The organism is Acinetobacter sp. ANC 4169 (assembly GCF_002135355.1).
Taxonomy (GTDB): Bacteria; Pseudomonadota; Gammaproteobacteria; order Pseudomonadales; family Moraxellaceae; genus Acinetobacter.
Genome location: NZ_NEGE01000003.1, coordinates 73,073 through 98,155 on the forward strand (window position 1 = coordinate 73,073; position 25,083 = coordinate 98,155).

Consider the following 25,083-nt stretch of genomic DNA (forward strand, 5'->3'; position numbering starts at 1 on the left):
TAGAAGGATACCCGCTAGTGGTATCCTTTTATTTATTGATCCTAAAGATTTAAGGCGAAAATTTCCTGTGTCTTTTCCAGCTGATTCAGTGGGCTTAGTTACCCCGCAAAAGTTTATTTTTGAAGAGCCGTTAGAGCTCGAATGTGATCGAATTCTTCCACGTTTTGAGCTCATGGTCGAAACTTATGGCGAACTCAATGCCGACAAATCCAATGCGATCCTGATTTGTCATGCGCTTTCAGGCCATCACCATGCAGCCGGTTATCATCATGAAGATGACCGCAAACCCGGTTGGTGGGATGCATGCATTGGACCAGGCAAAGCCATTGATACCTCTAAATTCTTTGTGGTTGCACTAAATAATATTGGCGGTTGTAGCGGTTCAACCGGACCAATTTCACCGAACCCTGAAAATGACAACCGTCCTTATGGACCGGATTTTCCACTGGTGACAGTACGTGACTGGGTCAAAACCCAGACCCTGCTCTCTGACCGTATGGGCATTGATGTCTGGTATGCCGTGATTGGCGGTTCTCTGGGCGGCATGCAGGCTTTGCAATGGTCAGTCGATTATCCTGACCGTTTAAAAAAATGCGTGATTATTGCCAGCGCACCGAAACTATCGGCACAGAATATTGCCTTTAACGAAGTGGCGCGTCAGTCGATTTTGTCTGATCCAGACTTCCATAATGGCCGTTATCTGGAAAATGACAGCTATCCGAAACGTGGCCTGATTTTGGCACGTATGGTGGGTCACATTACCTATCTGTCTGAAGAAGCCATGAAACAGAAATTTGGACGCGACTTGAAGTCTGGCAAATTTATGTATGGTTTTGACGTTGAATTCCAGGTGGAAAGCTATTTGCGCTATCAAGGTGAACAGTTCAGCCGTAACTTTGATGCCAATACCTACCTGATTATGACCAAGGCGCTGGACTACTTTGATCCTGCACGTGAGTATGAACAATCACTGGTCAAGGCCATGTCGAATACCCAATGTAAATTCCTGGTGGTTTCATTTACCACGGATTGGCGTTTCACTCCGCAACGTTCACAAGAAATAGTTGATGCATTAATCAGCAACCATAAACCGGTAAGCTATGTCGATATTGATGCAGAACAGGGTCACGACTCATTCTTGTTCCCGATCCCGCTTTACGTTAAATCATTACGTGCATTTTTAGGTGGTGCAGAACACCTCGAAGCCACACCTAAGGAGACTGTGTAATGCGTATCGATCATCAACTGGCAGAAACATGGATTAAACCCGATTCCAGCGTATTGGATTTAGGTTGTGGCGATGGTGAATTGCTGGCTCACATGAGCAAAAAGCACAATATTCGTGCATATGGCTTAGAAATTGATCAGGAAAAGATTGCAATTGCGGTCAGTCGAGGGTTAAATATTATCCAACAAGACTTGAACCTCGGTTTAAGCCGCTTTGCAGACCAGTCATTTGACTATGTTGTCATGGCACAGGCTTTGCAAGCTGTAGATGCACCAGACCTATTATTACGTGACATGGTGCGTGTGGGGAAACAGGCCATTATTACCTTTCCTAACTTTGCCCATTGGAAGACCCGTTCTTTCTTGGCCTTAAAAGGAATGATGCCTGTTTCAGAAGCATTACCGTATATGTGGTATAACACGCCAAATATTCATTTATGTACTTTCCGTGATTTTGAAGCGCTTTGCGCTGAAAATGATATCCGGATTATTAATCGACTCGCCGTGAATGGGGATCAACAAGGTAGTTTACTGAGTAAACATGTCCCGAATCTGTTTGGTGAGGTCGCTATTTATCGAGTGAGCGCATTATGAAAAAAATATTATTAAGCACACTATTGGTTGGACTGTTTAGCATTCAAGCCCATGCAGAATATGTTGCCCCTACGGCTTCGGTTTCAAGCCAGGCTGCGCAATATTCGGTTATGGATATCAATAGCTTGACTAAAGCCGCTAAAGCCGGTCAACCCGCTGCACAATTTTATCTTGCCACCAAATATCAACAGGGTAAAGACGTTCAGAAAGATGAACAGCAAGCCTTTACCTGGTACAAAGCCGCTGCTGACAACGGCTTGACTGCTGCCCAGCTGAATGTGGGGCGTATGCTGGCTGATGGGATTGGCACCAAAAAAGATGAAGCTTTAGCACGTAAATATTTTGAAAAAGCAGCAAGCCGTGGTGATAACCGCGCCAGCTTTAATCTTGCCATGATGGAAGAGCAAAAGAAAAATTACATCGGTGCATACCAGTGGTATGAACTGTCTACCCGCGACGGCATGCTCGACAATAAAGTCATTTCCCTCTCTGAAGGCAAAAAAACTGCTTTGGCTGCGAACTTAAGCCAAGAACAAATTCGTCAAGCACGTGACCGTGCAGACAAGTGGATTCAGGCACAATAAGCTACAATCTCGAATAAAAAGCACCTATGGGTGCTTTTTTATGCGCAGGATGATTTGAGCCGAAGCATTTTAATAAAGCGCAAACCGCCAAACTCACAGACATCTGAAATACATTGAAAACCAAATTTTTCATACACGGCAACAGCATTACAACTCGAATTTACACTCACTTGCTGAGGGTTGCCATCTTCCAGACTTTGCAGCAGATAATTCCATAATAATCGACCAATCCCCTGCCCCTGATCAGCCTGATCTACAAAAAAATGAACCAGATACGCTGGTTCTCTATAAGCGATTACACCCATTATTTTGCTTGCTCTTTCATAAACAAAATAATGGACTTCGGTTTGTTGCAATAACTGTTCTAAAGCAAACTGGCTAAATTTCTGCTCGCCTTCTGCATGAATAGCAAAGTCAGAAATATAGGGCTGAATCAGCTGCTGTATGTCTACACTATCTGACAACTCGGCAATTCTAATCACAATTTATTTCCTTAATTTTCTTATTATTTAATTCAAATCTACAATCAGCAGCGCTGAAGCAAATTAGGAACTAAAAATCCGTTAAAATAACACTATATTTATTGATACAAAGAGCACAACAATGGCGTCTCAAGACTGGTTATCTCAAGGAACCCTCGTTCTTGCAAGCAACAACAAAGGTAAAATTGCCGAATTTGAAAAAATGTTTGCCGAACTCAAGCTTCCTGTTGAAGTGATTCCCCAAGGCAAACTGAATATTGAAGATGCCATTGAAGATGGTTTGAGCTTTGTTGAAAATGCCATTATTAAAGCACGTCATGCCTCCAAGATTTCAGGAAAACCCGCTATAGCCGATGATTCGGGTATTTGCGTTCCTGTACTGGGTGGTGCGCCGGGGATTTATTCTGCAAGATTTGCCGGTGAGCATGGCAATGATGCAGCCAATAATGAAAAGCTGTTAGCCCGACTTAAACCGCTTCGTAAAGAAGGCGAAGTGATTGAAGGCATGTTTGTCTGTGTTCTTGCACTGGTTCAACATGCAGAAGACCCACTGCCACATATTTTCCAGGGTATCTGGACGGGTGAAATACTAGAAGCAGCTCGCGGTGAAAATGGTTTCGGCTATGACCCATTGTTCTGGTTGCCTGAACTGAATGTATCCAGTGCAGAATTATCGAAAGAAGATAAAAATAAAATTAGTCACCGTGGTCAGGCGATGAAATTGTTTAAGGCGAGTTTAGAGAAGTAATTTCCGCCTCTCATTACCCCCTCTCCCTTTGGGAGAGGGCTGGGGTGAGGGATTTTTAAAATACACCTCTCCTTATTAGGAAAGAAAAAAATTATCTTTCTCTAAAGCTTTTAGACCCTCTCTCTAACTCTCTCCCACAGGGAGAGAGGACTTTTTTATATTTTTAAAGACCCGGCACCAACGCATGCAACACTACCCCATAAATCCCGATCAATATCGCACTGGCCACAGTTCCCGACGCAATATATTTTGCTGAATGTCCTGTGCCCTGATAATGCGTTTCAAGCGCCACAATATTAGCTGCGGGTGGAAGCAGGAAATACATCATCATAACAGCGTAAGTCAGTACTTGATGCGGAATGGGTAAAAACAAATAAGCTCCTGTTACCAAACCTAAAGCGAGAATAAAACGACCGCTAATCAGCAGCAGGCTTCGCTTTAAATCGCTTAGTTGAATCCTGACTTTACTCAGCCACATGCCCAAAATACACATCCCGGCAAAAGTCACCAGAACCTTATTGACCTGATAGCCCCACTGAATGACTGGGTGAGATTCATAAGCACTAAAATCCCAGAAGGATAGAATCCCGGCAATCGTCAGTGCCATCACCGGCGGTGATTTCAGCATATTTTTAATAATAAATTTTGGATCCTGTTTATCAGGACTGACTGCCACGACCGCACTGACATTTCCAAATAGAGAACCACCAATATATAAGGCAATAATGGTATTTAAAGCTTCAGGACCAAACAATGCCAAAGCAAATGGGAAACCGAGCCAGACACCGTTTAAATAACTAAAACACAGTGCACGTAATTTATCTCGGGAAAAAACATAGAACAGGCCAAACAGGATTAGCGAACTAAAAATACTAAAACCGATCAGCCACAAACTCCCCTGCTTATAAAACACCATGTTGTAAATCACGATCAATGGGATCAGTAGACGAGCCAGCATAGCGGCCATCATCGGGCGAATCGGCTTTAATACATTGACACCCAAATATCCAATAAGAAACGAGATGAGTGGAAGGATAAGTGCCATGGATTGCAAATTGAATTGAAGCAGAAGTTTAAATCCTAGCACAATCCTATAAATAGCATGACCGGGTCTGCTTATTTTTCTGATTCCATCTCCATTGATGATTGTCTTTAAACTGAAATTTTTCAGTCACATTGCTGTCATGGCAACATGTTCAGATGATCTTAAATAAAAAATGAGTAAAGAACATGGCAGGATTATCGATTTGGCACGTTGTGATTTTTGCAATTGTGGTGATTTTATTGTTTGGCACATCCAAACTTAAAAACCTGGGTAAAGATGTCGGTGGCGCAGTCAAAGATTTTAAAAAGTCGATCAAGGAAGATGAAGCAGCCACTTCGTCATTAAATGAACCTAAAACCATTGAACATCAAGCTTCTCATTCGGATGTTAATTCCACGGTAAAAACCCATTCAGGCTAAAACTTTATGCTCAATATTGGTATGACTGAACTGCTGGCTTTCGGCATCATTAGCTTATTGGTGCTTGGGCCTGACAAGCTTCCGGAAGCTGCACGTTTTGCCGGGAAATGGTACGGCAAACTCAAACGCATGATCAGCAATGTACAGAATGATATTGACCGTGAACTGCGTTTGTCTGAATTACGTGAACAGATGCAAAATGAAATGCAAAGGATTCAGGCGCTAGAACAAAAGATGCAAGCTCAGATGCATGAACTACAACAACAATCACAACCTGCAGCAGCAGAAGGACAATTACAAAATGCAGTGCCCGATAATAAAAATGCTCCCTTACTTTATGTTTTTTTAGAAAAACCTGTGTTTTTAACTATTTATTTAACAGCACCGAGTATTTGCGACAAAGAAATATTCAAAGAATCTTCAATAAACATAATGCCTGCAATTTCACTATTAAATGAATTCAAGGTGGCTGTATGAGTACACCTATAGAAAGCAAGTTACCTAATACCGGTGCAGATCAATACTCCCCTAATCTTGAAGAAATGCCGATTACCCGCCACCTGATGGTTTTGCGTCGGCATCTGTTTAAAATTGTAGGATTGCTGCTGATACTGTTTTTTTGCTTATTGCCTTTTGCCAATCAAACTTATCAACTTCTGTCTGAACCTTTACGTGCGCAGCTGCCGGTTAGTTCATCCATGATTGCCACCGATGTTACTGCTACATTCATGGCACCATTTAAGCTGAATTTCTTTGTTGCCTTGATGTTAGCGATGCCCTATATCCTGTATCAGCTGTGGGCTTTTGTAAAACCTGCACTCTATGAAAAAGAAAAAAGTCTGGCTTTACCCTTACTGATTGGCAGCATCTGTCTATTTTATATCGGCATTAGTTTTGCCTATTTTGTTGCCTTGCCTTCCATTTTGCATTTTTTCATTAGTGTTTCACCGGAAACGGTCGCACCAATGACCGACATTAACAGTTACTTAGCTTTCTGCTTAAAACTATTCCTGGTGTTTGGTTTTACCTTTGAAATTCCGATTATTACCTTAATCCTGATTTTAATCGGGCTGGTTTCTACCCAGCAATTGGTCGAAAAACGGCGTTTTATTGTGGTGGGCTGTTTCTTTGTGGCGATGTTTGTCACTCCACCTGACGCCCTTTCCATGATTATGCTGGCGATACCGATGTGGCTTTTATTTGAGATTGGTCTATTTTTTGGAAAACTGATTGAACAAAAACGAGCTGCTGAAATCTAAGCTACTGTATTTAAAAGAAATGAGCAGGAAATTTGCCTGCTTTTTTTATGGCTAAATGCGCCACTCATCATTTCATATTTTTGACATATAAACTTCACTGCCCTGTCATATTGACTCTTTACCTTGTGAGTAACTTTATAAAAACGACCAAGCAAATACGCTAGGAAAACTTATGACTGAGCAAATGCCTTTTAACGATGATTATGATAGTAACAATTCGGGGAATGCTGAATTTTCAGAACTGTTTAATAAAAAAATTACACGTCGTGATTTGATTACCAAAACTGCCGGAGGTGCTGCTGCGCTTACATTAGCAGCATCTTTGACTGGCTGTGGGGATAACAATAACGATGACCCAACATTAACACCCCCAACGACACCCGTCACACCCGATAAGAATCAAACCCCTACCTCGCTGCAATTCAAGGCTGTAAACAAAAACGTGTTGGATCAAGTCACGGTTCCTGAAGGCTATGAAGCACGTGTTCTCTATGCCCTGGGTGACCCAATCTCTGATGGACTCGCAGAATGGGACGAAAATAACATTCCAACAGGTGCTTCATTTGTTCGCCGTTCTGGTGAATGTCACGATGGTATGACTTTCTTTGGCATGACCAATAGCCGCTTTGATGCAAACCAGTCAGGTTCAGGTTTGTTGGTCATGAATCACGAATATGTCGATGACAAAAAAATTCTACACCCTACCATCAATACAATTAGCGCAGCTGTTCGCTCAGAAGATGAAGCACTACGTGAAATTAACTGCCACGGCGTTTCAGTGATTGAACTGAAAAAAGACAGCAAAACGCAACTGGTAGGCATCAATAAAGCTTCAGTGTTTAACCGCCGTATCACCGCTGCTTCACGTATTGAATTTACTGGCCCAGTGAAAGGTAGCAACCTAGTTAAAACCAAGTTCAGCCCAAATGGCGACTTCGGCTTAGGTACCATCAATAACTGTGGTAATGGCTATACCCCTTGGGGCACTTACTTAACGACAGAAGAAAACTTTAACCAGTATTTCTCTCGTGATGACATTGGTCGTGATGCAAATAGCATTGTAGCGTTGGATCGCTACAAAATTCCTGCGGCAAGCTCATACAAATGGCATACGGTAAAAGCCACGGAAGACTCACGTACAGATGACATTAAAGACCTGAATATCCAGGATATCTATGACCGTTGGCTAACCAAAGTATCGGGTGCTGAAGCAAAAGATGACTTCCGTAATACGACGAATACCTTTGGCTGGATTGTTGAGATTGATCCTTTTAATGGCAGTCACGCTCCTGTTAAACGTACTGCACTCGGTCGTTTTGCACACGAAGACTGTCGCGCAAGCCGTGCTATTGCAGGCCAACCACTCGCATTCTATATGGGTGATGACTCTCAAGGCGAATACATCTATAAATTTGTTTCTGATGCGCTTTGGGATGCTAAAGATGTGAATGGCGGTTACAGCGCTGGTGACAAATACATGAACAGCGGCAAACTGTATGTTGCTAAGTTTAACTTTGACACAGCGACACAAAAATCAACAGGCGAATGGGTTGAACTCAATATCAGTAACCCCCTTATTTCAGCTTATGCAAAATACAAGTTTGCCGATCAAGCTGACGTCTTGGTGAATACGCGCCTTGCAGCAGATGCAGTGGGTGCAACCAAAATGGACCGTCCAGAGTGGGTTGCAGTCAATCCAAAAAATGGTGAAGTTTATGTGACCTTAACTAATAATAGCCTTCGTGGTAGCACTCATCCACTTGACTCTGCAAACCCGCGTAACTATGCGGATGCCGACAAAGGCGGCAGCTCTAAAGGTAATATTAACGGTCACATCATCCGCTTCAAAGAAGCTGGAGATGTGGTTACTGCATCGACCTTTAGTTGGGACATTTTCCTGTTTGGTGCTGAACAAGACTCTGTTCAAGATGTTAACCTGTCAAAACTTGGTGCAGACAATGACTTTTCAAGCCCAGATGGCATGTGGTTTGACCCACGCGGTATGCTTTGGATTCAAACAGATGATAGTTCATATACAGATGAAACCAACTGTATGATGCTCGCAGCACTTCCAGGTCAAGTCGGCGATGGTCAGGTTAAAACCACAGCGGGTTTACCAACGCCTACAGGTGCGGAGCTAGACAACACCAAACTCCGTCGCTTCCTTACAGGCCCTGCAGGTTGTGAAATTACCGGTGTTACCATGACACCTGACTACAAAGCTATCTTTGTTAATATTCAGCACCCGGGTAATAGTTGGCCTGCGAACCATCCATCTACATTGAATCTAAGCAAAGCAGTATTAGGCTCTCGCCCACGCTCTGCAACATTAGTGATTACCCGTGTAGATGGCGGTACAATTGCTGGTGAGGCATTGGAAAAGACCAAAGCTTAAGCATAACAATAAAGAAAATGCCGACTTTATGTCGGCATTTTTTTTATTCATTTAAAGGCAAATCGATCTGGATAATATTGCCTTGGGTCTGCCCTTGCTGGGATTTTTCCTGCCATAGCCATGCATCATTTTTCAGCCTTAAAAAATTGGAACAACGCGTGCCATAAACGGGGCTTTGAATAAAGGTTGAAGAGAGCAACTCTTCCATCTCTAAACTAATGCCGGTTTGTGGCAAAAGTTCGGGAATAATTTTCCGTTCATCTTCCAGAATGTCCCACACCGTAAAATCAAGATCGACTTGGGGTATATCTACCTGTTGGAGCATGGGTAAAAATTCCTGAGTAAAACGCTTACGCAGGTGTTTGGTCTTTTCCCAATGCTCGGTCATTAAACCATTGGATACCACATACACGCCTTTGGCCAACACCTGCGGTGCTTCGCCGCGGTTACTCATATAAACCGCCTGATTTGAATCACCTAAAAACAAGTTAAAACCGGCATAATCACACTGCTGTTTTTCCAATGCCTGGGCAAAGCGGATGGGAGCCAGATCGGATTCCAGAAAGGTCTGTATCAGATGACCACGTGAAGTTGGATATTGTGTCTTATCGCTAGCATCCCGGAAATTGGTCAGTACAGCCCAGCGACCGGAGGCGGTAATCCCCATCCATGTGCCACCCGACTGCAAGTCTTTTCCGGCAATAATCGGGCTGTTTTCCCAGTGTTGTAATGCCAAACTCGGACGCTGATAAAACTCATCCCGATTGGAAATAAGGCACAGCGGCGTATCATCCAGAACCTGCCAAGCTAAAGCTACAATACACATAATTCATGCTCTTTATCTTTACACATTGAATGTACAACATTTTTCCTTGGTTTCAGCTAAAATCTGTGCAAAACATAATGACAAGGAACAGGAATGCTGACCTATCCAAATATAGACCCGGTTGCTGTATCGCTGGGACCATTACAAGTCCACTGGTATGGACTGATGTATTTACTGGCATTTTTATTTGCCTGGGGACTGGCAACTTATAGAACCAAACAGCGTGATGGCTGGACACCCGAGATAGTGTCAGACCTGATCTTCTATGGCGCTTTAGGGGTCGTGGTGGGTGGTCGCGTAGGCTACGTATTCTTTTATGGCTTTGAACAGTTTCTGGCCAATCCGCTCTGGCTATTTCAGGTCTGGACCGGTGGCATGAGCTTCCATGGCGGCTTTCTGGGTGTGATGCTTGCCATGCTGTTCTGGTGCAAAAAATATCAGAAAACCTGGTTCCAGACTTTGGACTTCATTGCACCCTGCGTTCCGACTGGCCTGATGTTCGGTCGTATTGGCAACTTCATTGGCGGTGAACTGTATGGCCGTCCGGTCACTGATCCTAACTTTGCACTTGGGATGATTTTTCCCAACGACCCGCTGCAACTGGTGCGTCACCCATCACAGCTTTATCAGGCCGTGGCTGAAGGGTTAATCCTGTTTATTGTGTTGTGGTGGTTCAGCTCCAAACCGCGTCCACGTATGGCCGTTTCTGCCTTATTCCTGATTGGTTACGGGATTGCGCGATTTGTGGTGGAATTTTTCCGCGAACCGGACAATGGCCAGCTGTTCATTGGCTGGATGAGTAAAGGTCAATTCCTGACTGTACCAATGATTTTGATTGGCCTGTGGATGATGTGGTATGCCTATCAGAAGAAAATCTATGATTGGGGCCCAAATAAAAATAGCTAAATAAAATTCCTTCTCCCTTTGGGAGAAGGTTAGGATGAGGGGAGAGAAAAATGCCTCTTTTTTTTCATTTCTCTCCCTAGCTCTGAGCGCTTAAGAAAGAAATTTAAGACCACATACTGGCAGGCTGAATCTGTGCTTCCCTCTACCTCATATGCTAAAGTGCCATTAGCTCTCATTTATCTATCAGAACAATATGCTTGAATTTTGGTTTAATCCTAAAGTTTCCATCCTCCGTAAACTGCTGATCTTTGTGATCATCGCGATTGCAACAGGTGTGCTGTACTGGATGGAACCATTAAAACCGGATGCCATCCTGATGTTCATGGGTACAGGTATTATTTTCCTGATTTGCCGTTACTGCAAAATTCATTTTGCTGCAAAAAATCCGACCGGCCTGTTCTACCGGCTATTGATCTGGATTCCGATTGCCCTGTTACTGGCCCTGATTTTCATGCATATGCAGAATGGGGAAATTCTCATTCCGGGTGCTCAAGGCATTGGTTTTATGGCATTGGGCATTTGTCTGTTTTCGCCTTTATCTTTACTGAATAAAAACGATCCTTTAGATGAGCAAAAATAATGCTGGAATTTTGGTATTCAGACAAATGTAGCCGTCAACTTAAACTGATGGTTTGCATTGCAACTTGCGTGATCATTTATCTCTGCTCTACGGTACAGCCACTTTCAGCTGTATTTACCGGGATCAGTGTGGTGATTGGTATGGGTATTCATGGCTTAAGAGTATTAGGCTTAAAAATAGCAGAAGATAATCCCTATAAAAAAGGTTTTGCAATTCTTATTTTGATCATGCCACTGATGGCCTTAATCACCTTGATTTCAGTACTGCCAGCACAACATAAACTGATGCTTGCCATTCAGGCGATTGGCTTTGCTGCGATTGGTTTATTTTTATTATCGGGCTTTCCCAAACGCAGATTTGATTAAAATAAATTGAGTGTACTGCACTATCCTATATTTTCCTCTCAAAATATCCCTGAATTAATGAAAGATATTTTTAAAGCCGAAAATAAAAAAGACCGCTAAAAGCGGTCTTTTTTAAGTCTTAAAAGACTTATGCAGCTAATGCATCTTTAGCTTTAGAAGCTAAAGCAGCAAATGCAACTGCGTCATGCATAGCGATGTCAGCAAGTACGCGACGGTCGATGATTACTTGAGCTTTTTTCAAGCCAGCAATCATACGGCTGTACGACAAACCATTTTGACGAGCACCGGCATTGATACGTGCAATCCACAAAGCGCGGAATTGACGTTTCTTTTGACGACGGTCACGGTAAGCGTATTGACCTGCTTTGATTACTGCTTGGAACGCTACGCGATATACGCGTGAACGAGCGCCATAGTAACCTTTAGCACGAGCAAGAATTTTTTTATGACGGCGATGAGCCTGTACACCACGTTTTACACGAGCCATTTATAAATCTCCTTAGATGTATGGGCACATACGGCGAACTGAAGCAACGTCACTTACGTGAACCATTACACAGCCGCGTAATTGACGAATACGCTTAGCAGATTTTTTGGTCAAAATGTGGCGTTTGAACGCTTGTTTACGCTTAAAACCGTTAGCAGTCGCTTTAAAGCGTTTAGCTGCACCACGGCGAGTTTTCATCTTAGGCATAACAACCTCTTTTGAACACCTGTTCGGCTCGTTTGCACCATTACAAAACGACCTGCAGGTAAGGGAGCCAGTATTCTAAAGCATCTTTGCTTAAAACAAAAGCACATATGCTGAAAATAGCGCACCGATCATCGACTTCACTTAGACTTATTTTCACTATCCAAAGCGGGATGTTTTTATTAATAAATCAACTATTCGGCATTATAATTATCACAACATAAGAATACTGGACTCCTATGAACCCTGCACAGGATGCTTTTGCAGCCCTGCGTTATCGTGACTTTTCCATTGTGACGATTAACCAGTTCTGTCTCACCCTCGCTATTTTAATTCAAGAAATTATTGTCGCCTATTCGCTGTATCAGATTACCAAAGACCCTTTAACCCTCGGTTTAATTGGACTTGCCGAAGCGATTCCGTTTATTGCCTTGTCATTATGGGGCGGCTATTTTGCCGACCGCTTTAATAAACAGACCATCATGAAAATCTGTTTGTTTTTCGCCTTACCTCTACCTCTGATTTTATGGTGGCTTTTTCATGCTTACGGCTTGGCTCAAATTAGCGTAAATATCCTGTCTTGGGGAATTTATGCAGTTATTTTTGGCTTGGGCACCATTCGTGGTTTTTACAATCCATCTGCAACATCGCTCAAGCCTTTTCTGATTCCACGTGAGCTCTATGCCAATGGTGCAACCTGGACCACGATTGGCTGGCAAAGTGGCGTGATTATTGGGCCGATGCTCGGCGGTTTTATGCTGGCATTTTTAGGTCGTGAAACCAGTTTACTTTCGGTAGCGGTACTCTTGGCCATCTGTTTTATCCTGATTAACCTGCTGCAAAAACGCAGTTTTCCCAAGATTGAAACAGACAATTTACTGGAAAGTTTGGGTGATGGTTTCCGCTTTATCTGGAAAACCAAAATTGTGCTCTGGGCCATTTCACTGGATCTGGTTTCAGTATTGTTCGGCGGCGTGATTGCCTTATTGCCAATTTTTGCTGAAGACATTTTAAAAGTCGGGCCTGAAGGTTTGGGTTATTTGCGTGCTGCTCCTTCCATTGGTGCACTCATCACCATGATCGCCTTAACCAGATTTCCACCGACCCAGAATGCCTGGCGCAATATGCTGCTTGCCGTGGCCGGGTTTGGCGTGTTTACCCTGCTATTTGCCTTCTCGAACAATATGTGGCTATCGCTGTTTGCCTTGGCCATGACTGGTGCCTGTGACAGTATTTCCGTGGTCATCCGACAAACCATTCTACAAATTTACCCGCCAGAAAACATGCGTGGTCGTGTCGCAGCAGTAAATGGCATGTTTGTATCATCCAGCAATGAGCTGGGCGCTTTTGAATCCGGTTTGGCGGCAAAATATATGGGCACCATTATGGCAACTGTATTTGGCGGCTGCATGACCATGGTGGTGGTGGCCATGAGCTGGGCAAAAACGCATGATTTATTTGGTGTCGATATTACTAAAGTGCATGATCATGAACATTAATTGAATTTTTAGACTTGCGAGTATTTCCAATTCAGGAAATACTTCGCACTAACAATACTCCACTCCTGCCGCACGATCTGGTTTGATTAAGAAATAAATATTTATGAAACAAATACTGTGTTTTTCTCTACTCTTGAGCCTCCCGTTCAGTACTGTCTATAGCGCTGCACCCAAAGCAGCAAAACAACTCGCCGTTCAGAAAAGTGCAGCCCTTCCCGCGCATTTGACTACCCGCGTTCAGTGGACCAAATTTCCGCGCCCCAACTACAAAAATGAAGATTTAAAAGACCAGAACCGCAGTGCCATTATTCGTATTTATGCCGATGAAACTGGCAGTATTACCAAAGCCAGCGTACAAGAAAGTACCGGATTGGCACATCTGGATAACCTGTTAATGAATGCCGTGCGTGAAGCGCATGTCAAACCGCATATGGAAAATGATACGGCAACACCTCTCATTGGCTATCAAACCTTTAGTTTAAAATTAGGCCAGGAAGATGAGGATGCTGAAGCTTGTCCCTATCAGTTTGAATCGAAAAATTGGCAGGCTCAACAGCAGAACAGAAAAACACCTTTTTCATACCAAACCCAGCCTCAGCTAGACATCGATTCTGAATTGCTCAACGGGCACAATCGTAGCGTTAAATTCACCTTTAAGGTCAATAAACACGGCGATGTGAAAAAAGTTAAAGTGAAACAGGGTTCGGGTATTTATGCTTTAGACCAAAAAGTTGTTCAAGCTGTATCAAATAGTCAAGTTACGGTAAAACGTACTGCCAAAACCTTATGGATGTATAAGAAATCCAGCTTTAAAGATGAGATTACGTTCGACTTAAATCACTGTGAATAAGCAAAATAAAAAGAGAGATACTCAGGTATCTCTCTTTTAAAATAAACTAAAAGCCAAATAGATAAATAAATAGCGCCCTATTTTAGCAATCGAAACCATCATTAAAAATCGGACAAAATTTTCTTTCAGCAGACCGGCAATCAGGGTAATCGGATCACCAATTATTGGCACCCAACTCAACAATAATGACCAGTAGCCATATTTGTGATATTTCGCCTGTGCTTTGAACATTTGCTGCTGCGACACCGGAAACCATTTTTTGTCTTTATAGTGTTCAATCTTAAAACCCAGCCACCAGTTCACACAGGATCCCAGAATATTTCCCAGACTGGCAACAGCAATTAACAGCCATGCCTCATGCTGACCCTCGACCAGAAAAGTGAGCAGCACCGCTTCAGACTGTAACGGTAATAAGGTGGCCGCACCAAAAGCAGAAATAAACAGTAACAGGTAGGCCGGCATTAGGCCAATACCTGTTTAAAGCCCGAGTTTTTTCTTGGTCGAGATATATTCATAAACAGACCAAAGCACCGCTAAAATCAGAACCAGATAACGGCTATAGCTATAGCGTTGCGTCAAAGGCTGGATGGCTGCGTATAATGCATTTTGATCCTGCGTATTTAAAGTTGCCATAAAATTCTGGATGTGCACGGCTTCTGCAATATAAAGGATTAGACAAGCCGCTATGCCAAAAATGATGCTCCAGTAGATTCTGGCATTTCGTTCAAGAATACGGGTTGAATTTAAAAAGAATGCTTTCATAAGGTGCTGATCCAATAAAAAACCACCGCTGGGGTGGTTTATTTTTCTATACCGCCATCTTAACACAATTGCGATTCATACTAAGCTGTCTACCCGAATCGACAATGCTTTCTGCACAGCTGGACGTGCAGTTAAACGCTCAACATACTCTTTGACCAGAGGATAGTCTTCGAGCTGAATTTGCTGCCATTCATGGCGTAAAATCCACGGTAAAATGGCCATATCAGCAATCGAATATTCCCCGGCCACATACTTCTGACCAATCAGCTGCTTATTCAGCACGCCATATAAACGTTTAGTCTCGGCTACATAACGCTCAATTGCATAGGGAATTTTTTCAGCTGCAAAACGACCAAAATGATGGTTCTGCCCCAGCATCGGCCCCAAACCCCCCATTTGCCACATCAGCCATTGCTCGACTTCAACGCGCTGCTGTTCATCGGTAGGATAATACAGCCCGGTTTTACGGCCCAAATACTGCAAAATGGCACCAGACTCAAACACGGAAATCGCATCGCCATTTGGACCATCCTGATCCACAATGGCTGGAATTTTATTGTTAGGAGAAATACGTAAAAAGTCAGGTTGAAACTGATCATTTTCTAAAATATTGATGGGAAAAATTTGATAATCCAAACCCATTTCTTCTAATGCTATTGTAATTTTATGACCATTGGGCGTTCCCCAATAATAGAGATCAATCATGTTTCTTACCTTTTGCCTTTTTCGTTTTACATCACATTATTGAACGATATGCTTAGTTATAGCATGTTTTTTATGAATAAATCTTAATCTTAGCTTAAGCTTAAAAGCCCAAATACCTATCTAAATAATGATTTTAATTCGGCATTATTCATTTTTTCATGCTTTAAAAACATTTTATTGCAATGATTGAAAATACCCAAAACAGTCTTATATAAAAAATAGAGCAATGATCTTTTCCAAGATTGCTTCAAATACTATGGCTGCAATAACAAACAGCCTTTTATCTTGTTTATAAAACTTCGTGATCCTCAGGAGGTTCTATCAATGAGCAGTTTCAGTCTTAGTCCCCTATTTCGCCGAAGCATTGGCTTTGACCGTTTAAATGATCTATTCGATTATGCCATGCAAAGTGATACGCCCAATTACCCCCACTATAACATTGAAAAAACAGGCGACAATAATTACCGCATTGTTGTTGCCACTGCCGGATTTAATCAGGATCAACTAGAGATTAATATCGAAAATCAAGTACTCACCATCACAGGTAAAGCAGTTGATGAGTCTTCAGACACAACGGTTGAGTTTCTGCATAAAGGTATTGCCAGCCGTTCCTTTAAACTGTCGCTACGCCTGGATGAACATATAGAGGTACAACAAGCCGATTATGAAAATGGTTTATTGAAAATAGACTTACAACGTTCTGTGCCTGAAGAGGCCCTGCCACGCCAAATTCCAATTGGAGGCAAAGCCACTGAACAGCTCGCTTCACCCGAAAAGGACAAATGAAAGATAAAAAGACCCGCCAATAACGGGTCTTTTTTATAACCATCCTAAGATCATCAAACACACTGGATTGTCTTTGCCATATACTGACTAAAAAGCGCTTAAAAACTCAAAACAATAGTTTAAATAAAACAGGTCTATCATGAACTATACAAGACAGCCTCAGCTTAACCCCATCAGCTTATTTATTATCTTATTCTTTTCCCTGCTATTGGTGCTTCTTTTGCTGTTCGGCTGGCCACATTATAAAGTGTGGAAACAAGGCATGGACGGCCAAGCTGCGCTAGCAGAAGCGGAACAATCCAAAATGATTCAAGTGCAAGTCGCTAAAGCAGAACTGGAAAGCGCCAAGCTTCGTGCTGAAGCGATTAAATTGGTCGGACAAGCGGCTAAAGATTATCCTGAATACCGTAAACAGGAATTCATTGGTGCCTTTGGTGAAGCATTACGCGATGGGCGGATTCAACAAATCATCTACGTCCCGACTGAAGCCAACATTCCCATTGTTGAAGCAGGCAAGCAGAGTGCTGCGCAATAAGGCACATATCTAGGTAATAAGAATTTTAGTATTTCTCACAAAAATCAGCCATAAAAAAGCACTGCCATTGCAGTGCTTTTCTAATCAATGAGTGCTTACTTTTTACGTTTTGGTCCAAGTAGCATACCCATTTGACGGCCTTCCATTTTTGGTGTTTGTTCAACTACACCGAATTCAGCTACATCTGCTTCAACTTTTTGCAATTGAGCAAGACCGAGTTGTTGGTGAGCCATTTCACGACCACGGAAGCGTAGAGTGATTTTTACCTTGTTGCCTTCTTCAAGGAACTTGATAATGGCACGTAATTTTACGTTGTAATCACCAACATCAGTCGCAGGGCGTAGCTTGATTTCTTTCACCTGTACTTGATGCTGTTTTTTCTTCGCTTCTTTCTGCTTTTGCTTAAGATCAAACAAATGCTTGTTGAAGTCCATGATTTTACAAACAGGTGGCTCAGCATTTGCTACGATCTCTACAAGATCAAGCTCAACGCTTTCTGCAGCACGCAAGGCATCAGCCAAGCTTACAATACCTTTTTGCTCGCCATTTTCGTCTACAAGACGGACTTCTTTTGCACGAATTTCATCATTCAAGGCAGGACGGTTTGATTTGTTACCGCCCTGTTGATTACGGTCAGGCTGTTTAATCGCTGTTACTCCACAATGTACCGGCCGCGTTCGGCAACGGCTGCTTTCACTAGGTCAACGAAGGCATCGATTGACATAGTACCTAAATTTTTTCCTGAGCGGGTACGCACGTTCACTGTACCTTCCTCAACTTCACGGTCCCCTAGAACCAGTAAGTAAGGAATACGCTCTAAAGTACGTTCACGAATCTTAAAGCCGATTTTCTCATTTCTCAAGTCAGAAATTGCTCGAATACCGCTTTCTTTAAGTTTAGCGACGACTGACTCACATGCTTCAGCTTGCGAATCGGTAATGTTCATCACACACGCTTGAACTGGCGACAACCAAGGTGGCATAAAGCCTGCGTAGTGTTCAATCAGTATACCAATAAAACGCTCAAAACTGCCAAGAATTGCACGATGTAACATAACCGGCTGATCACGGTCGTTATCTTCTGTTACATAAGAGGCATCTAAACGCTCAGGCAAGTTAAAGTCGCACTGAATAGTACCACATTGCCAGATACGGCCTAAGCAGTCTTTCAATGAGAATTCAATTTTCGGACCGTAGAATGCACCTTCACCCGGTTGAAGATCCCACGCAAGACCTGCAGCATCTAAAGCATCTGCCAAAGATTTTTCTGCCATATCCCAAAGTTTGTCATCACCTACACGTTTTTCTGGACGTGTCGACAATTTCATTTGCACTTCTTCAAAGCCAAAGTCTTTGTAGACATCAAGGGTTAACTTGATGAAGTCCGCAACTTCTTGACCAATTTGTTCTTTAGTACAGAAAATGTGTGCATCATCTTGAGTAAAGCCACGTACACGCATAATACCGTGCAATGAACCTGATGGCTCGTTACGGTGACATGAACCAAATTCTGCAAGACGTACAGGTAAGTCACGGTACGATTTTAAACCTTGGTTGAACACTTGTACGTGACAAGGACAGTTCATCGGTTTTACCGCATAGTTGCGGTTTTCAGAATGCGTGGTAAACATGTTGTCTGCATAGTTTGCAGCATGTCCTGATTTTTCCCAAAGGGTGAAATCAACCACTTGCGGAGTACGGATTTCAAGGTAACCGTTGGCTTGCTGAACTTTACGCATGTACTGTTCAAGTACCTGATAAATAGTCCAGCCATTTGGATGCCAGAACACCATACCCGGTGCTTCTTCCTGCATATGGAACAAGTCAAGCGCTTTACCGATTTTACGGTGATCGCGTTTTTCAGCTTCTTCAATACGTTTGATATAAGCTGCTAACTGTTTTTTGTCTGCCCAAGCTGTACCGTAGATACGTTGCAGCTGTTCATTTTTCGCATCACCGCGCCAGTAAGCGCCAGAGATTTTAGTCAGCTTGAACGATTTTAAGAATTTGGTATTCGGTACGTGCGGACCACGGCACATATCCAAATAATCTTGATGGTAGTACAAGCCCATTTGTGTTTCTTCAGGCATGTCTTCAATCAAGCGGAGTTTGTATTCTTCGCCACGTGCTGTGAATTCTTTAATCACTTCATCACGCGGTGTCATTTTTTTGATGACATCATAGTCTTGGTCGATGAGCTTTTTCATACGCTCTTCGATGGCTGCCATGTCGTCTAAAGTAAATGGACGCGGCATCCAGATGTCATAGTAGAAACCTTCTTCAATGACTGGGCCAATAACCATTTTTGCTTCTGGGAACAATTGCTTAACCGCATGGCCGACCAAGTGTGCACAAGAGTGACGAATGATATGAATACCATCTTCATCTTTAGGCGTGATAATTTGTAGGGTTGCATCTTCGGTGATGAGATCAGACGCATCAACCAAACGATCGTTTACACGACCAGCAACTGTATTTTTTGCAAGACCGGGACCAATGCTAAGTGCAACGTCCATCACAGATACGGCTTGATCAAATTGTTTTTGATCGCCATTTGGCAAAGTGATAATTGGCATAAAAAATCCTTAAGGAGTGATGCCCCGTACCATAGGGCATGTCACCGCGAGATTATGATCGAGGCAGAACCTCAAAAGATAAAAACGGTGGATAAATAAAAATCGCCTAGAATTTTACACGTCTTATCCACAGGATTAAACCTTTTCACCTAGAAAATTCGCGATTTGGCTGATTTTGAATTTATTTGCCAATGTGCTGCTATCCTCCTAATTAGGCATTGCGGCTGTCATTTTTATTCTCTAAAGCTATCCCATGCTTCGAATTTACCCTGTGCATAGGCATAGAGCTGAGCAAATTGCGGGATAATCGCTTCACTCTGGGTTGGCCTTAAAAACACATAATCATCCCGCTCAATCTCACAGGATTTTGGCACCAGCAGCATTTCCTGATTGCTACTGCGCCCATACAAGCGATGCAGCTTGCTTTTTTCAGGATAAATATAAGCGGCCTGCCAATAGCCACCGTACACAAACAGGGCTTTATATTGATGTGGAAAATGATTCAGCAGTTCCAGACCCGGCAATTGGCTATGGCGCAAAACTTTTAAGACTGGCGTGGCAATCCATAAGGCACATTTTAAAGCAGATAAAGTGTCCAGATCAAAATCACTCGGCTTGAGCAGCATGGAACCAAAAGCCAGATCATTACAGACACTTTGCTGGCAATGCTGCATAAAGGTCGGACTGCCGCCACCGTTAAAACATAAGTTTTCATGCCATAAATTGGGAAATTGCTGCCGAATGATGTCTTGGTACTGTTGATAACTTTGCTGCGATTGTTGATAACTCTTTTCGGCAGACTTTAAAACTTTCGGCAATTTGGCGACATGAGCGTCATAGCCCATTAAACCGGTGAATTTAAGATGAGCCGAATGTTGCTGGATCAGCTTGAGTAAAGCCCGAAATTGCTGTGGATTTTGTACTCCACCCCGATGCAGTCCCACATCAATTTCAATATTCACATTCAAGCGGATGTTAAACCATTGCGCCAGCTGCAAATATTGTTGCAAGCGCCCCAGATCATCAATCAGCCATTGAATATTAAGTTGCTGATCAGGTATAGCCTGATAAAACCGTTCCACTGCGTGTATGGGCATGGGTTTACCCAGCAAGATATCGGCCTGTGGAAATGCTGCGCTAATGGTAGAAATATGTGGAAGATGGAACAGCATAAAACGCTGGGTATGCAGTTTTTCACTGGCCAGTTTCAGCAGCGGCAGACTGGCGAGGGATTTCACCACCAGGCGCGGGTTTAATTGCGCAGGCAGCTGTGACTGGACATAGCCCAGATTATGTTGATATTGCGCAAAATCCAGAATCAGCTGTGGTGTTCCGGTACCGTGCTGGTTTAAATCCTGCGTCAGTTGCTGAAAGTAGTTTGATTGCATCACCCTCTCCTCATGTCAGAGCAGAAATAATTGCTTTAGATAGGGATTCAGCCATTTTTGCTGAGGGTCCAATTGCTGACGCAGGGCCATAAAATCGTCCCATTTCGGGTAGAGATCGCGCAGCGAGGCTGCGGTCATGGAATGCAATTTCCCCCAATGTGGTCTGCCCTGATATTTCTGCAATATGGGTTCGACCAAATCAAATATCGCGTGATAATCCTGTTTATAAAACTGATGTATGGAAATGGACACTGAATCACGCTGATAAAAAGGACTTAACCAGATATCATCACCTTTGACATAACGGAATTCGATCGGGAAAAACATCGGCACATTCTGCTTCCTTAAGGTGGCTAAAACCTCCTCCAGACATTGCAGACCGAGTGACACCGGAAGCTGATATTCCATTTCATTGAACCTGGTATTGCGGGGTGTGGGAAAAATACGGTTTGACCAATCCACATAACAACTCGGTTTGACAAAGACACTGAGCAGTTTTTGCAGATAAGGATTAGATGCAGGAAGAACCCGGGTCAATTCAGAACACATCGTTAATAAGGCATCTTCCGAAGGCCATGAATCTTGTCGCGGCTGAATGGTTTCATCCGTTTCATCCAGAGTTTTTAACATCACCTGATCCGAATGGATGAAAGCCCAAAATTCAATATGCCGGTGCTGGTTTTTCCATTGATCGATATGTGTAAATACGTCCTGAATTGGACATAAGCGAATCTGCTCTTTTAATTTATAGCGGGGCCGATTTTGCAGGGTAATTTTGGTTAATATCCCCAGACTGCCCAGAGCAACACGTCCGGCCTGAAAGATATCGGTATTTTGCCAATCATCACATTGCAACAGCTCACCCTCTGTAGTTAGCAATTCAAAACCTTTAACGAAGGCAGATAAACAGGGTAAACCTATGCCCGTGCCATGCGTACCGGTAGAGATCGCGCCCGCCAGACTTTGCTGATCAATATCACCCTGATTCAGCAGTGCCTGATTGATTGGAGCAAGATATTCGCCTAAATCTTCCAGGCGTATGCCCGCTTGCACTGTGCATTGCATTTTCACTTCATCAAAGGCAACTACGCCCTTTAAATGATCAAGATTAAGCAGCACCTCATCGGTCTTAGCCAAAGCACTAAACGAATGCCCGGCGCCTACTGCACGAATCCTTGCATGCGATTTCACCAGTTGCTGGAGTTCATTCAGCTGTCGAGGTTGAATAATTTCAGGATCAGCTTGCTGGCTTCCAGACCAGTTGTGCCATCCTTTATCCGCCTGTTGTATTTTCATTATTATTCCTTGGCTGATACTATTTTAATTGCCCAGTTAGAGTAAAATACCTAAAAAAGCAAATATGGGAACCCATGCGTTCAAAAAAAATCAGTGCTACAAAATATTTTATTTATTTTTCAATATGTTAAAAATCTTTAAATAGTACTCGACTAAAGCATAAATGCAAGATTCTCAAGAAGTGCATATCTTTTTCAACAGGATATGAAAACAAATATATAACGGAGTTTTAAAATGGTTAGCGCATACGATGAATTACCGCGTACCCCCGCAAATTTTGTAGCGTTGTCACCTTTGCGCTATCTGGATCGTGCGGCTTATATCTATCCAAATCAAAATGCGATTATTCACGGTAAGCGCCGTATTACCTGGCGTGAAAAATATAATCGCTGCCGTCAGTTTGCGAACCAACTTCAAAAATTAGGCATCGGTAAAAATGACACCGTTTCTGTACTGCTGCCTAACGTTCCTGCCATGATTGAAGCGCATTTTGCCGTACCTATGGCAGGTGCCGTACTGAATACCTTAAATACCCGTCTAGATGCCAAAACACTGGCTTTCATGCTGGAACATGCTGAAACCAAAGTGTTACTGATTGATCCTGAATTTACCGCAGTAGCCAAAGAGGCACTGGCACTGGTTCCTCAAGAAATTTACATCATTGATGTGGCCGACGAAGAGTTTGAAGGTGAAGACACCCGTATTGGGAAAATTGAATATGAAGACTGGATTGCTCAAGGTGATGCAAACTTTGAATGGCATTTACCCCAAGATGAATGGGATGCAATCAGCTTAAGTTACACTTCTGGAACCACAGGTAATCCTAAAGGTGTGGTCTATCATCACCGTGGTGCCTACATTAATGCAGCCAGTAACATCATTGCCTGCGGCATGATGCCTCGTGCCACCTATTTATGGACCCTGCCATTATTCCACTGTAATGGCTGGTGTTTTGCCTGGACCATGGCAGCAAATGGCGGCACCAACGTCTGCTTGCGTAAAGTTGATGCTGAACTGATCTTCAAATTAATTGCTGAACATAAAGTGGATTATTTCTGTGGTGCGCCTATTGTACTGTCGATGCTGATCAACACACCTGAAGAGAAAAAGGCCAAGATTGATCATCGTGTCGAAGTGATGGTTGCGGGTGCAGCACCTCCAGCTGCAATTATTGAAGGCATGCGTAATATCGGCATTAACGTGACTCATGTTTATGGCTTGACGGAAACCTATGGTCCTTCGGCACTCTGTGCATCACAGGCTGGCTGGAGTGACCTGTCAATTCAGGAACAAGCCCAATTGCACTCTCGTCAAGGGGTTCCGTATCCACTACAAGATGGCATGAAAGTACTTGATCCAGACACCATGCAAGAGGTTCCGCATGATGGCAAGACCATGGGTGAGATTATGTTCCGCGGTAACATTGTGATGAAGGGTTATTTAAAAAATCCCGAAGCGACCGCAGAAGCCTTTGCCGGCGGCTGGTTCCATACTGGCGATTTGGCGGTTTGCCAACCAGATGGCTATGCAAAAATTACTGATCGTTCCAAAGATGTGATTATTTCAGGCGGTGAAAATATTTCCTCGCTAGAAGTAGAAGAAGTGCTGTATCAGCACCCTGCAGTGCTTACTGCAGCCGTGGTGGCAAAACCTGACCCACGCTGGCAGGAAGTGCCATGTGCCTTTGTGGAACTGAAACAAGGGTCAACAGCAACAGCTGAAGAACTGATTGAATTCTGCAAACAACACTTAGCACGCTTTAAAGTACCTAAAGATTTGGTGATTACCGAAATTCCAAAAACATCTACCGGAAAACTGCAAAAATTTATCCTGCGTGACTGGGCCAAAGAACGTGCCACAGGTGAGTTTCATTAATTTTTTCTGAATAATATCTCAATAACCTCCATCCCAACCTTCCTCCTACAAGGAGGAAGGAGAACCTGGAATCTACAAAGAGAAAATTATTAAGGTATAAAAAAAGCGACTCAATCGAGCCGCTTTTTTAGTTTTAGGATATAACCTAGAAATCAGTTGTCTGAAATCAAAGCCACTTGCTGAATATAGTTAAACAATTTTAACTTCGACGCGGCCAACTCTTCTTCAGATACTTGTTTGGCCATATCACGATGAATACGCAAAATATGCTGACGAATAGGATGATGCTCCGCCGCATTATGCGCTTTCATGAATTCTTTAATCACCGGATCACCTTGAGCGATCATGCGATCGACCCAACGCTGTAATTGGGCTGTTTTCTTTGCTCCTTGCTGCGGTGTTAAATAAGACAAAATCATTGCCTCATCTTCATTACGCAACAATTTACCAATCCGTAAAAACTGGCGACGACGTGCCTCACCTGAAGTAATACTACGCACATCAAGCAAAGCATCAATTAAACGTTCTTCCACAGGGAGTTTCTGAATCTGTTTAAGGCTCAATTCAGCCAGTTGTTCACCTAAAGCAGCCATACGCTGAACTGCTTTTTTTTGTTCGGTTTTGCTTGCACGTCCTTCTAAAGTCTCAAAGTCATCTTCAGTAAAACGCTGTTGCGGTCGACGTGCCACGA

Annotated in this window: 29 protein-coding genes; 16 read left to right on the forward strand and 13 right to left on the reverse strand. The window is 43.0% G+C overall.

Annotation, left to right across the window (positions count from 1 at the left end):
• Positions 1-67: 67 nt before the first annotated feature.
• Genes metX through B9T26_RS02995 form a run of 3 tightly spaced genes read left to right on the forward strand, consistent with a single transcriptional unit; the run spans position 68 to position 2,405 of the window.
• Positions 68-1,228, forward strand: a complete 1,161-nt coding sequence (gene metX, locus B9T26_RS02985; protein ID WP_086198333.1) for a homoserine O-succinyltransferase MetX — start codon at positions 68-70, stop codon at positions 1,226-1,228.
• Positions 1,228-1,821 (forward strand): methionine biosynthesis protein MetW, encoded by a 594-nt coding sequence (metW, locus tag B9T26_RS02990; RefSeq protein WP_086198334.1) that lies wholly within the window; start codon positions 1,228-1,230, stop codon positions 1,819-1,821. The genes metX and metW overlap by 1 nt, the downstream gene beginning before the upstream one ends.
• The gene (locus B9T26_RS02995) at positions 1,818-2,405 is read left to right on the forward strand and encodes a tetratricopeptide repeat protein (RefSeq protein ID WP_086198335.1); all 588 of its coding nucleotides are present in this window, start codon (positions 1,818-1,820) and stop codon (positions 2,403-2,405) included. The genes metW and B9T26_RS02995 overlap by 4 nt, the downstream gene beginning before the upstream one ends.
• Before the next feature lie 38 nt (positions 2,406-2,443).
• Here B9T26_RS02995 and B9T26_RS03000 read toward each other — a convergent pair whose 3' ends face one another.
• Positions 2,444-2,887 carry a GNAT family N-acetyltransferase gene (locus tag B9T26_RS03000; protein WP_086198336.1) on the reverse strand — a complete coding sequence of 148 codons (444 nt, stop codon included), beginning with the start codon at positions 2,885-2,887 and terminating at the stop codon, positions 2,444-2,446.
• A gap of 121 nt (positions 2,888-3,008) precedes the next feature.
• On the opposite strand from B9T26_RS03000, the gene rdgB reads away from it, so the two are divergent.
• Entirely contained in the window at positions 3,009-3,635 is a 627-nt protein-coding gene (gene rdgB / locus B9T26_RS03005; RefSeq protein WP_086198337.1) for an RdgB/HAM1 family non-canonical purine NTP pyrophosphatase, read from the forward strand.
• 163 nt (positions 3,636-3,798) lie between these two features.
• Here rdgB and B9T26_RS03010 read toward each other — a convergent pair whose 3' ends face one another.
• On the reverse strand, positions 3,799-4,680 hold the full coding sequence (locus B9T26_RS03010) for a permease (RefSeq protein WP_086198338.1): 882 nt from the start codon (positions 4,678-4,680) through the stop codon (positions 3,799-3,801).
• Positions 4,681-4,865: 185 nt separating this feature from the next.
• On the opposite strand from B9T26_RS03010, the gene tatA reads away from it, so the two are divergent.
• From tatA to B9T26_RS03030, 4 genes are all read left to right on the forward strand, one after another.
• Entirely contained in the window at positions 4,866-5,099 is a 234-nt protein-coding gene (gene tatA / locus B9T26_RS03015) for a twin-arginine translocase TatA/TatE family subunit (protein ID WP_086198339.1), read from the forward strand.
• 6 nt (positions 5,100-5,105) lie between these two features.
• Positions 5,106-5,576: a Sec-independent protein translocase protein TatB gene (tatB, locus tag B9T26_RS03020; RefSeq protein ID WP_086198340.1), complete on the forward strand. Its 471-nt coding sequence runs from the start codon at positions 5,106-5,108 to the stop codon at positions 5,574-5,576.
• Positions 5,573-6,358 (forward strand): twin-arginine translocase subunit TatC, encoded by a 786-nt coding sequence (tatC, locus tag B9T26_RS03025; RefSeq protein ID WP_086198341.1) that lies wholly within the window; start codon positions 5,573-5,575, stop codon positions 6,356-6,358. Before tatB ends, tatC begins: the two co-directional genes overlap by 4 nt.
• A 172-nt stretch (positions 6,359-6,530) precedes the next feature.
• Positions 6,531-8,753 (forward strand): PhoX family protein, encoded by a 2,223-nt coding sequence (locus B9T26_RS03030; protein WP_086198342.1) that lies wholly within the window; start codon positions 6,531-6,533, stop codon positions 8,751-8,753.
• Positions 8,754-8,796: 43 nt separating this feature from the next.
• On the opposite strand, the gene B9T26_RS03035 is transcribed toward B9T26_RS03030, so the two are convergent.
• On the reverse strand, positions 8,797-9,579 hold the full coding sequence (locus B9T26_RS03035) for an NRDE family protein (protein WP_086198343.1): 783 nt from the start codon (positions 9,577-9,579) through the stop codon (positions 8,797-8,799).
• A 93-nt stretch (positions 9,580-9,672) separates the two neighbouring features.
• Here B9T26_RS03035 and lgt point away from each other — a divergent pair, with 93 nt between their 5' ends.
• The 3 genes from lgt to B9T26_RS03050 all read left to right on the forward strand — a co-directional run bounded on the left by lgt (position 9,673) and on the right by B9T26_RS03050 (position 11,430).
• Entirely contained in the window at positions 9,673-10,485 is an 813-nt protein-coding gene (gene lgt / locus B9T26_RS03040; protein WP_086198344.1) for a prolipoprotein diacylglyceryl transferase, read from the forward strand.
• 193 nt (positions 10,486-10,678) lie between these two features.
• Positions 10,679-11,065, forward strand: coding sequence for a hypothetical protein (locus tag B9T26_RS03045; RefSeq protein ID WP_086198345.1), 387 nt, complete (start codon positions 10,679-10,681; stop codon positions 11,063-11,065).
• Positions 11,065-11,430, forward strand: a complete 366-nt coding sequence (locus tag B9T26_RS03050) for a hypothetical protein (protein WP_086198346.1) — start codon at positions 11,065-11,067, stop codon at positions 11,428-11,430. Before B9T26_RS03045 ends, B9T26_RS03050 begins: the two co-directional genes overlap by 1 nt.
• A 127-nt stretch (positions 11,431-11,557) precedes the next feature.
• Here the strand turns inward: B9T26_RS03050 and rplT are convergent, their stop codons facing one another.
• Positions 11,558-11,917 carry a 50S ribosomal protein L20 gene (gene rplT / locus B9T26_RS03055; RefSeq protein WP_004647525.1) on the reverse strand — a complete coding sequence of 120 codons (360 nt, stop codon included), beginning with the start codon at positions 11,915-11,917 and terminating at the stop codon, positions 11,558-11,560.
• 12 nt (positions 11,918-11,929) lie between these two features.
• The gene (gene rpmI / locus B9T26_RS03060; protein ID WP_004278281.1) at positions 11,930-12,124 is read right to left on the reverse strand and encodes a 50S ribosomal protein L35; all 195 of its coding nucleotides are present in this window, start codon (positions 12,122-12,124) and stop codon (positions 11,930-11,932) included.
• Between the two features lie 236 nt (positions 12,125-12,360).
• Between rpmI and B9T26_RS03065 the strand changes: the two genes are divergently transcribed.
• Together B9T26_RS03065 and B9T26_RS03070 are read left to right on the forward strand one after the other, a co-directional pair.
• Positions 12,361-13,620: an MFS transporter gene (locus tag B9T26_RS03065; RefSeq protein WP_086198347.1), complete on the forward strand. Its 1,260-nt coding sequence runs from the start codon at positions 12,361-12,363 to the stop codon at positions 13,618-13,620.
• Between the two features lie 103 nt (positions 13,621-13,723).
• The gene (locus B9T26_RS03070) at positions 13,724-14,470 is read left to right on the forward strand and encodes a TonB family protein (RefSeq protein WP_086198348.1); all 747 of its coding nucleotides are present in this window, start codon (positions 13,724-13,726) and stop codon (positions 14,468-14,470) included.
• A gap of 36 nt (positions 14,471-14,506) precedes the next feature.
• Here the strand turns inward: B9T26_RS03070 and B9T26_RS03075 are convergent, their stop codons facing one another.
• The 3 genes from B9T26_RS03075 to B9T26_RS03085 all read right to left on the reverse strand — a co-directional run bounded on the left by B9T26_RS03075 (position 14,507) and on the right by B9T26_RS03085 (position 15,937).
• Positions 14,507-14,932 (reverse strand): YqaA family protein, encoded by a 426-nt coding sequence (locus tag B9T26_RS03075; RefSeq protein WP_086198349.1) that lies wholly within the window; start codon positions 14,930-14,932, stop codon positions 14,507-14,509.
• Positions 14,933-14,947: 15 nt separating this feature from the next.
• The gene (locus tag B9T26_RS03080) at positions 14,948-15,232 is read right to left on the reverse strand and encodes a hypothetical protein (protein WP_086198350.1); all 285 of its coding nucleotides are present in this window, start codon (positions 15,230-15,232) and stop codon (positions 14,948-14,950) included.
• Positions 15,233-15,307: 75 nt separating this feature from the next.
• Positions 15,308-15,937, reverse strand: a complete 630-nt coding sequence (locus tag B9T26_RS03085; protein ID WP_086198351.1) for a glutathione S-transferase N-terminal domain-containing protein — start codon at positions 15,935-15,937, stop codon at positions 15,308-15,310.
• 324 nt (positions 15,938-16,261) lie between these two features.
• On the opposite strand from B9T26_RS03085, the gene B9T26_RS03090 reads away from it, so the two are divergent.
• Both B9T26_RS03090 and B9T26_RS03095 read left to right on the forward strand, forming a co-directional pair.
• Positions 16,262-16,723: an Hsp20 family protein gene (locus B9T26_RS03090; protein WP_086198352.1), complete on the forward strand. Its 462-nt coding sequence runs from the start codon at positions 16,262-16,264 to the stop codon at positions 16,721-16,723.
• 139 nt (positions 16,724-16,862) lie between these two features.
• Positions 16,863-17,258, forward strand: a complete 396-nt coding sequence (locus B9T26_RS03095; protein ID WP_086198353.1) for a hypothetical protein — start codon at positions 16,863-16,865, stop codon at positions 17,256-17,258.
• Positions 17,259-17,353: 95 nt separating this feature from the next.
• On the opposite strand, the gene infC is transcribed toward B9T26_RS03095, so the two are convergent.
• The 4 genes from infC to B9T26_RS03115 all read right to left on the reverse strand — a co-directional run bounded on the left by infC (position 17,354) and on the right by B9T26_RS03115 (position 22,517).
• Positions 17,354-17,851 (reverse strand): translation initiation factor IF-3, encoded by a 498-nt coding sequence (gene infC, locus B9T26_RS03100; protein ID WP_413772757.1) that lies wholly within the window; start codon positions 17,849-17,851, stop codon positions 17,354-17,356.
• Between the two features lie 59 nt (positions 17,852-17,910).
• Entirely contained in the window at positions 17,911-19,833 is a 1,923-nt protein-coding gene (thrS, locus tag B9T26_RS03105) for a threonine--tRNA ligase (RefSeq protein WP_086198354.1), read from the reverse strand.
• Between the two features lie 233 nt (positions 19,834-20,066).
• Positions 20,067-21,221 carry an alanine racemase gene (locus tag B9T26_RS03110; RefSeq protein ID WP_086198355.1) on the reverse strand — a complete coding sequence of 385 codons (1,155 nt, stop codon included), beginning with the start codon at positions 21,219-21,221 and terminating at the stop codon, positions 20,067-20,069.
• Between the two features lie 15 nt (positions 21,222-21,236).
• A complete protein-coding gene (locus tag B9T26_RS03115) occupies positions 21,237-22,517 on the reverse strand; it encodes a D-arabinono-1,4-lactone oxidase (protein ID WP_086198356.1) in 1,281 nt (426 codons plus the stop codon).
• A gap of 234 nt (positions 22,518-22,751) precedes the next feature.
• On the opposite strand from B9T26_RS03115, the gene B9T26_RS03120 reads away from it, so the two are divergent.
• A complete protein-coding gene (locus tag B9T26_RS03120) occupies positions 22,752-24,392 on the forward strand; it encodes an acyl-CoA synthetase (protein ID WP_086198357.1) in 1,641 nt (546 codons plus the stop codon).
• Between the two features lie 152 nt (positions 24,393-24,544).
• On the opposite strand, the gene yjgA is transcribed toward B9T26_RS03120, so the two are convergent.
• Positions 24,545-25,081: a ribosome biogenesis factor YjgA gene (yjgA, locus tag B9T26_RS03125; RefSeq protein WP_086198358.1), complete on the reverse strand. Its 537-nt coding sequence runs from the start codon at positions 25,079-25,081 to the stop codon at positions 24,545-24,547.
• Positions 25,082-25,083 lie beyond the last annotated feature (2 nt).

Coding starts and splice junctions, on each gene's coding strand:
- metW (WP_086198334.1), top strand. CDS start 1,228: ATGCGTATCGATCATCAACTGGCAGAAACATGGATTAAACCCGATTCC.
- B9T26_RS02995 (WP_086198335.1), top strand. CDS start 1,818: ATGAAAAAAATATTATTAAGCACACTATTGGTTGGACTGTTTAGCATT.
- rdgB (WP_086198337.1), top strand. CDS start 3,009: ATGGCGTCTCAAGACTGGTTATCTCAAGGAACCCTCGTTCTTGCAAGC.
- B9T26_RS03010 (WP_086198338.1), bottom strand. CDS start 4,680: ATGGCACTTATCCTTCCACTCATCTCGTTTCTTATTGGATATTTGGGT.
- tatA (WP_086198339.1), top strand. CDS start 4,866: ATGGCAGGATTATCGATTTGGCACGTTGTGATTTTTGCAATTGTGGTG.
- tatB (WP_086198340.1), top strand. CDS start 5,106: ATGCTCAATATTGGTATGACTGAACTGCTGGCTTTCGGCATCATTAGC.
- tatC (WP_086198341.1), top strand. CDS start 5,573: ATGAGTACACCTATAGAAAGCAAGTTACCTAATACCGGTGCAGATCAA.
- B9T26_RS03030 (WP_086198342.1), top strand. CDS start 6,531: ATGACTGAGCAAATGCCTTTTAACGATGATTATGATAGTAACAATTCG.
- B9T26_RS03035 (WP_086198343.1), bottom strand. CDS start 9,579: ATGTGTATTGTAGCTTTAGCTTGGCAGGTTCTGGATGATACGCCGCTG.
- lgt (WP_086198344.1), top strand. CDS start 9,673: ATGCTGACCTATCCAAATATAGACCCGGTTGCTGTATCGCTGGGACCA.
- B9T26_RS03045 (WP_086198345.1), top strand. CDS start 10,679: ATGCTTGAATTTTGGTTTAATCCTAAAGTTTCCATCCTCCGTAAACTG.
- B9T26_RS03050 (WP_086198346.1), top strand. CDS start 11,065: ATGCTGGAATTTTGGTATTCAGACAAATGTAGCCGTCAACTTAAACTG.
- rplT (WP_004647525.1), bottom strand. CDS start 11,917: ATGGCTCGTGTAAAACGTGGTGTACAGGCTCATCGCCGTCATAAAAAA.
- rpmI (WP_004278281.1), bottom strand. CDS start 12,124: ATGCCTAAGATGAAAACTCGCCGTGGTGCAGCTAAACGCTTTAAAGCG.
- B9T26_RS03065 (WP_086198347.1), top strand. CDS start 12,361: ATGAACCCTGCACAGGATGCTTTTGCAGCCCTGCGTTATCGTGACTTT.
- B9T26_RS03070 (WP_086198348.1), top strand. CDS start 13,724: ATGAAACAAATACTGTGTTTTTCTCTACTCTTGAGCCTCCCGTTCAGT.
- B9T26_RS03075 (WP_086198349.1), bottom strand. CDS start 14,932: ATGCCGGCCTACCTGTTACTGTTTATTTCTGCTTTTGGTGCGGCCACC.
- B9T26_RS03080 (WP_086198350.1), bottom strand. CDS start 15,232: ATGAAAGCATTCTTTTTAAATTCAACCCGTATTCTTGAACGAAATGCC.
- B9T26_RS03085 (WP_086198351.1), bottom strand. CDS start 15,937: ATGATTGATCTCTATTATTGGGGAACGCCCAATGGTCATAAAATTACA.
- B9T26_RS03090 (WP_086198352.1), top strand. CDS start 16,262: ATGAGCAGTTTCAGTCTTAGTCCCCTATTTCGCCGAAGCATTGGCTTT.
- B9T26_RS03095 (WP_086198353.1), top strand. CDS start 16,863: ATGAACTATACAAGACAGCCTCAGCTTAACCCCATCAGCTTATTTATT.
- thrS (WP_086198354.1), bottom strand. CDS start 19,833: ATGCCAATTATCACTTTGCCAAATGGCGATCAAAAACAATTTGATCAA.
- B9T26_RS03110 (WP_086198355.1), bottom strand. CDS start 21,221: ATGCAATCAAACTACTTTCAGCAACTGACGCAGGATTTAAACCAGCAC.
- B9T26_RS03115 (WP_086198356.1), bottom strand. CDS start 22,517: ATGAAAATACAACAGGCGGATAAAGGATGGCACAACTGGTCTGGAAGC.
- B9T26_RS03120 (WP_086198357.1), top strand. CDS start 22,752: ATGGTTAGCGCATACGATGAATTACCGCGTACCCCCGCAAATTTTGTA.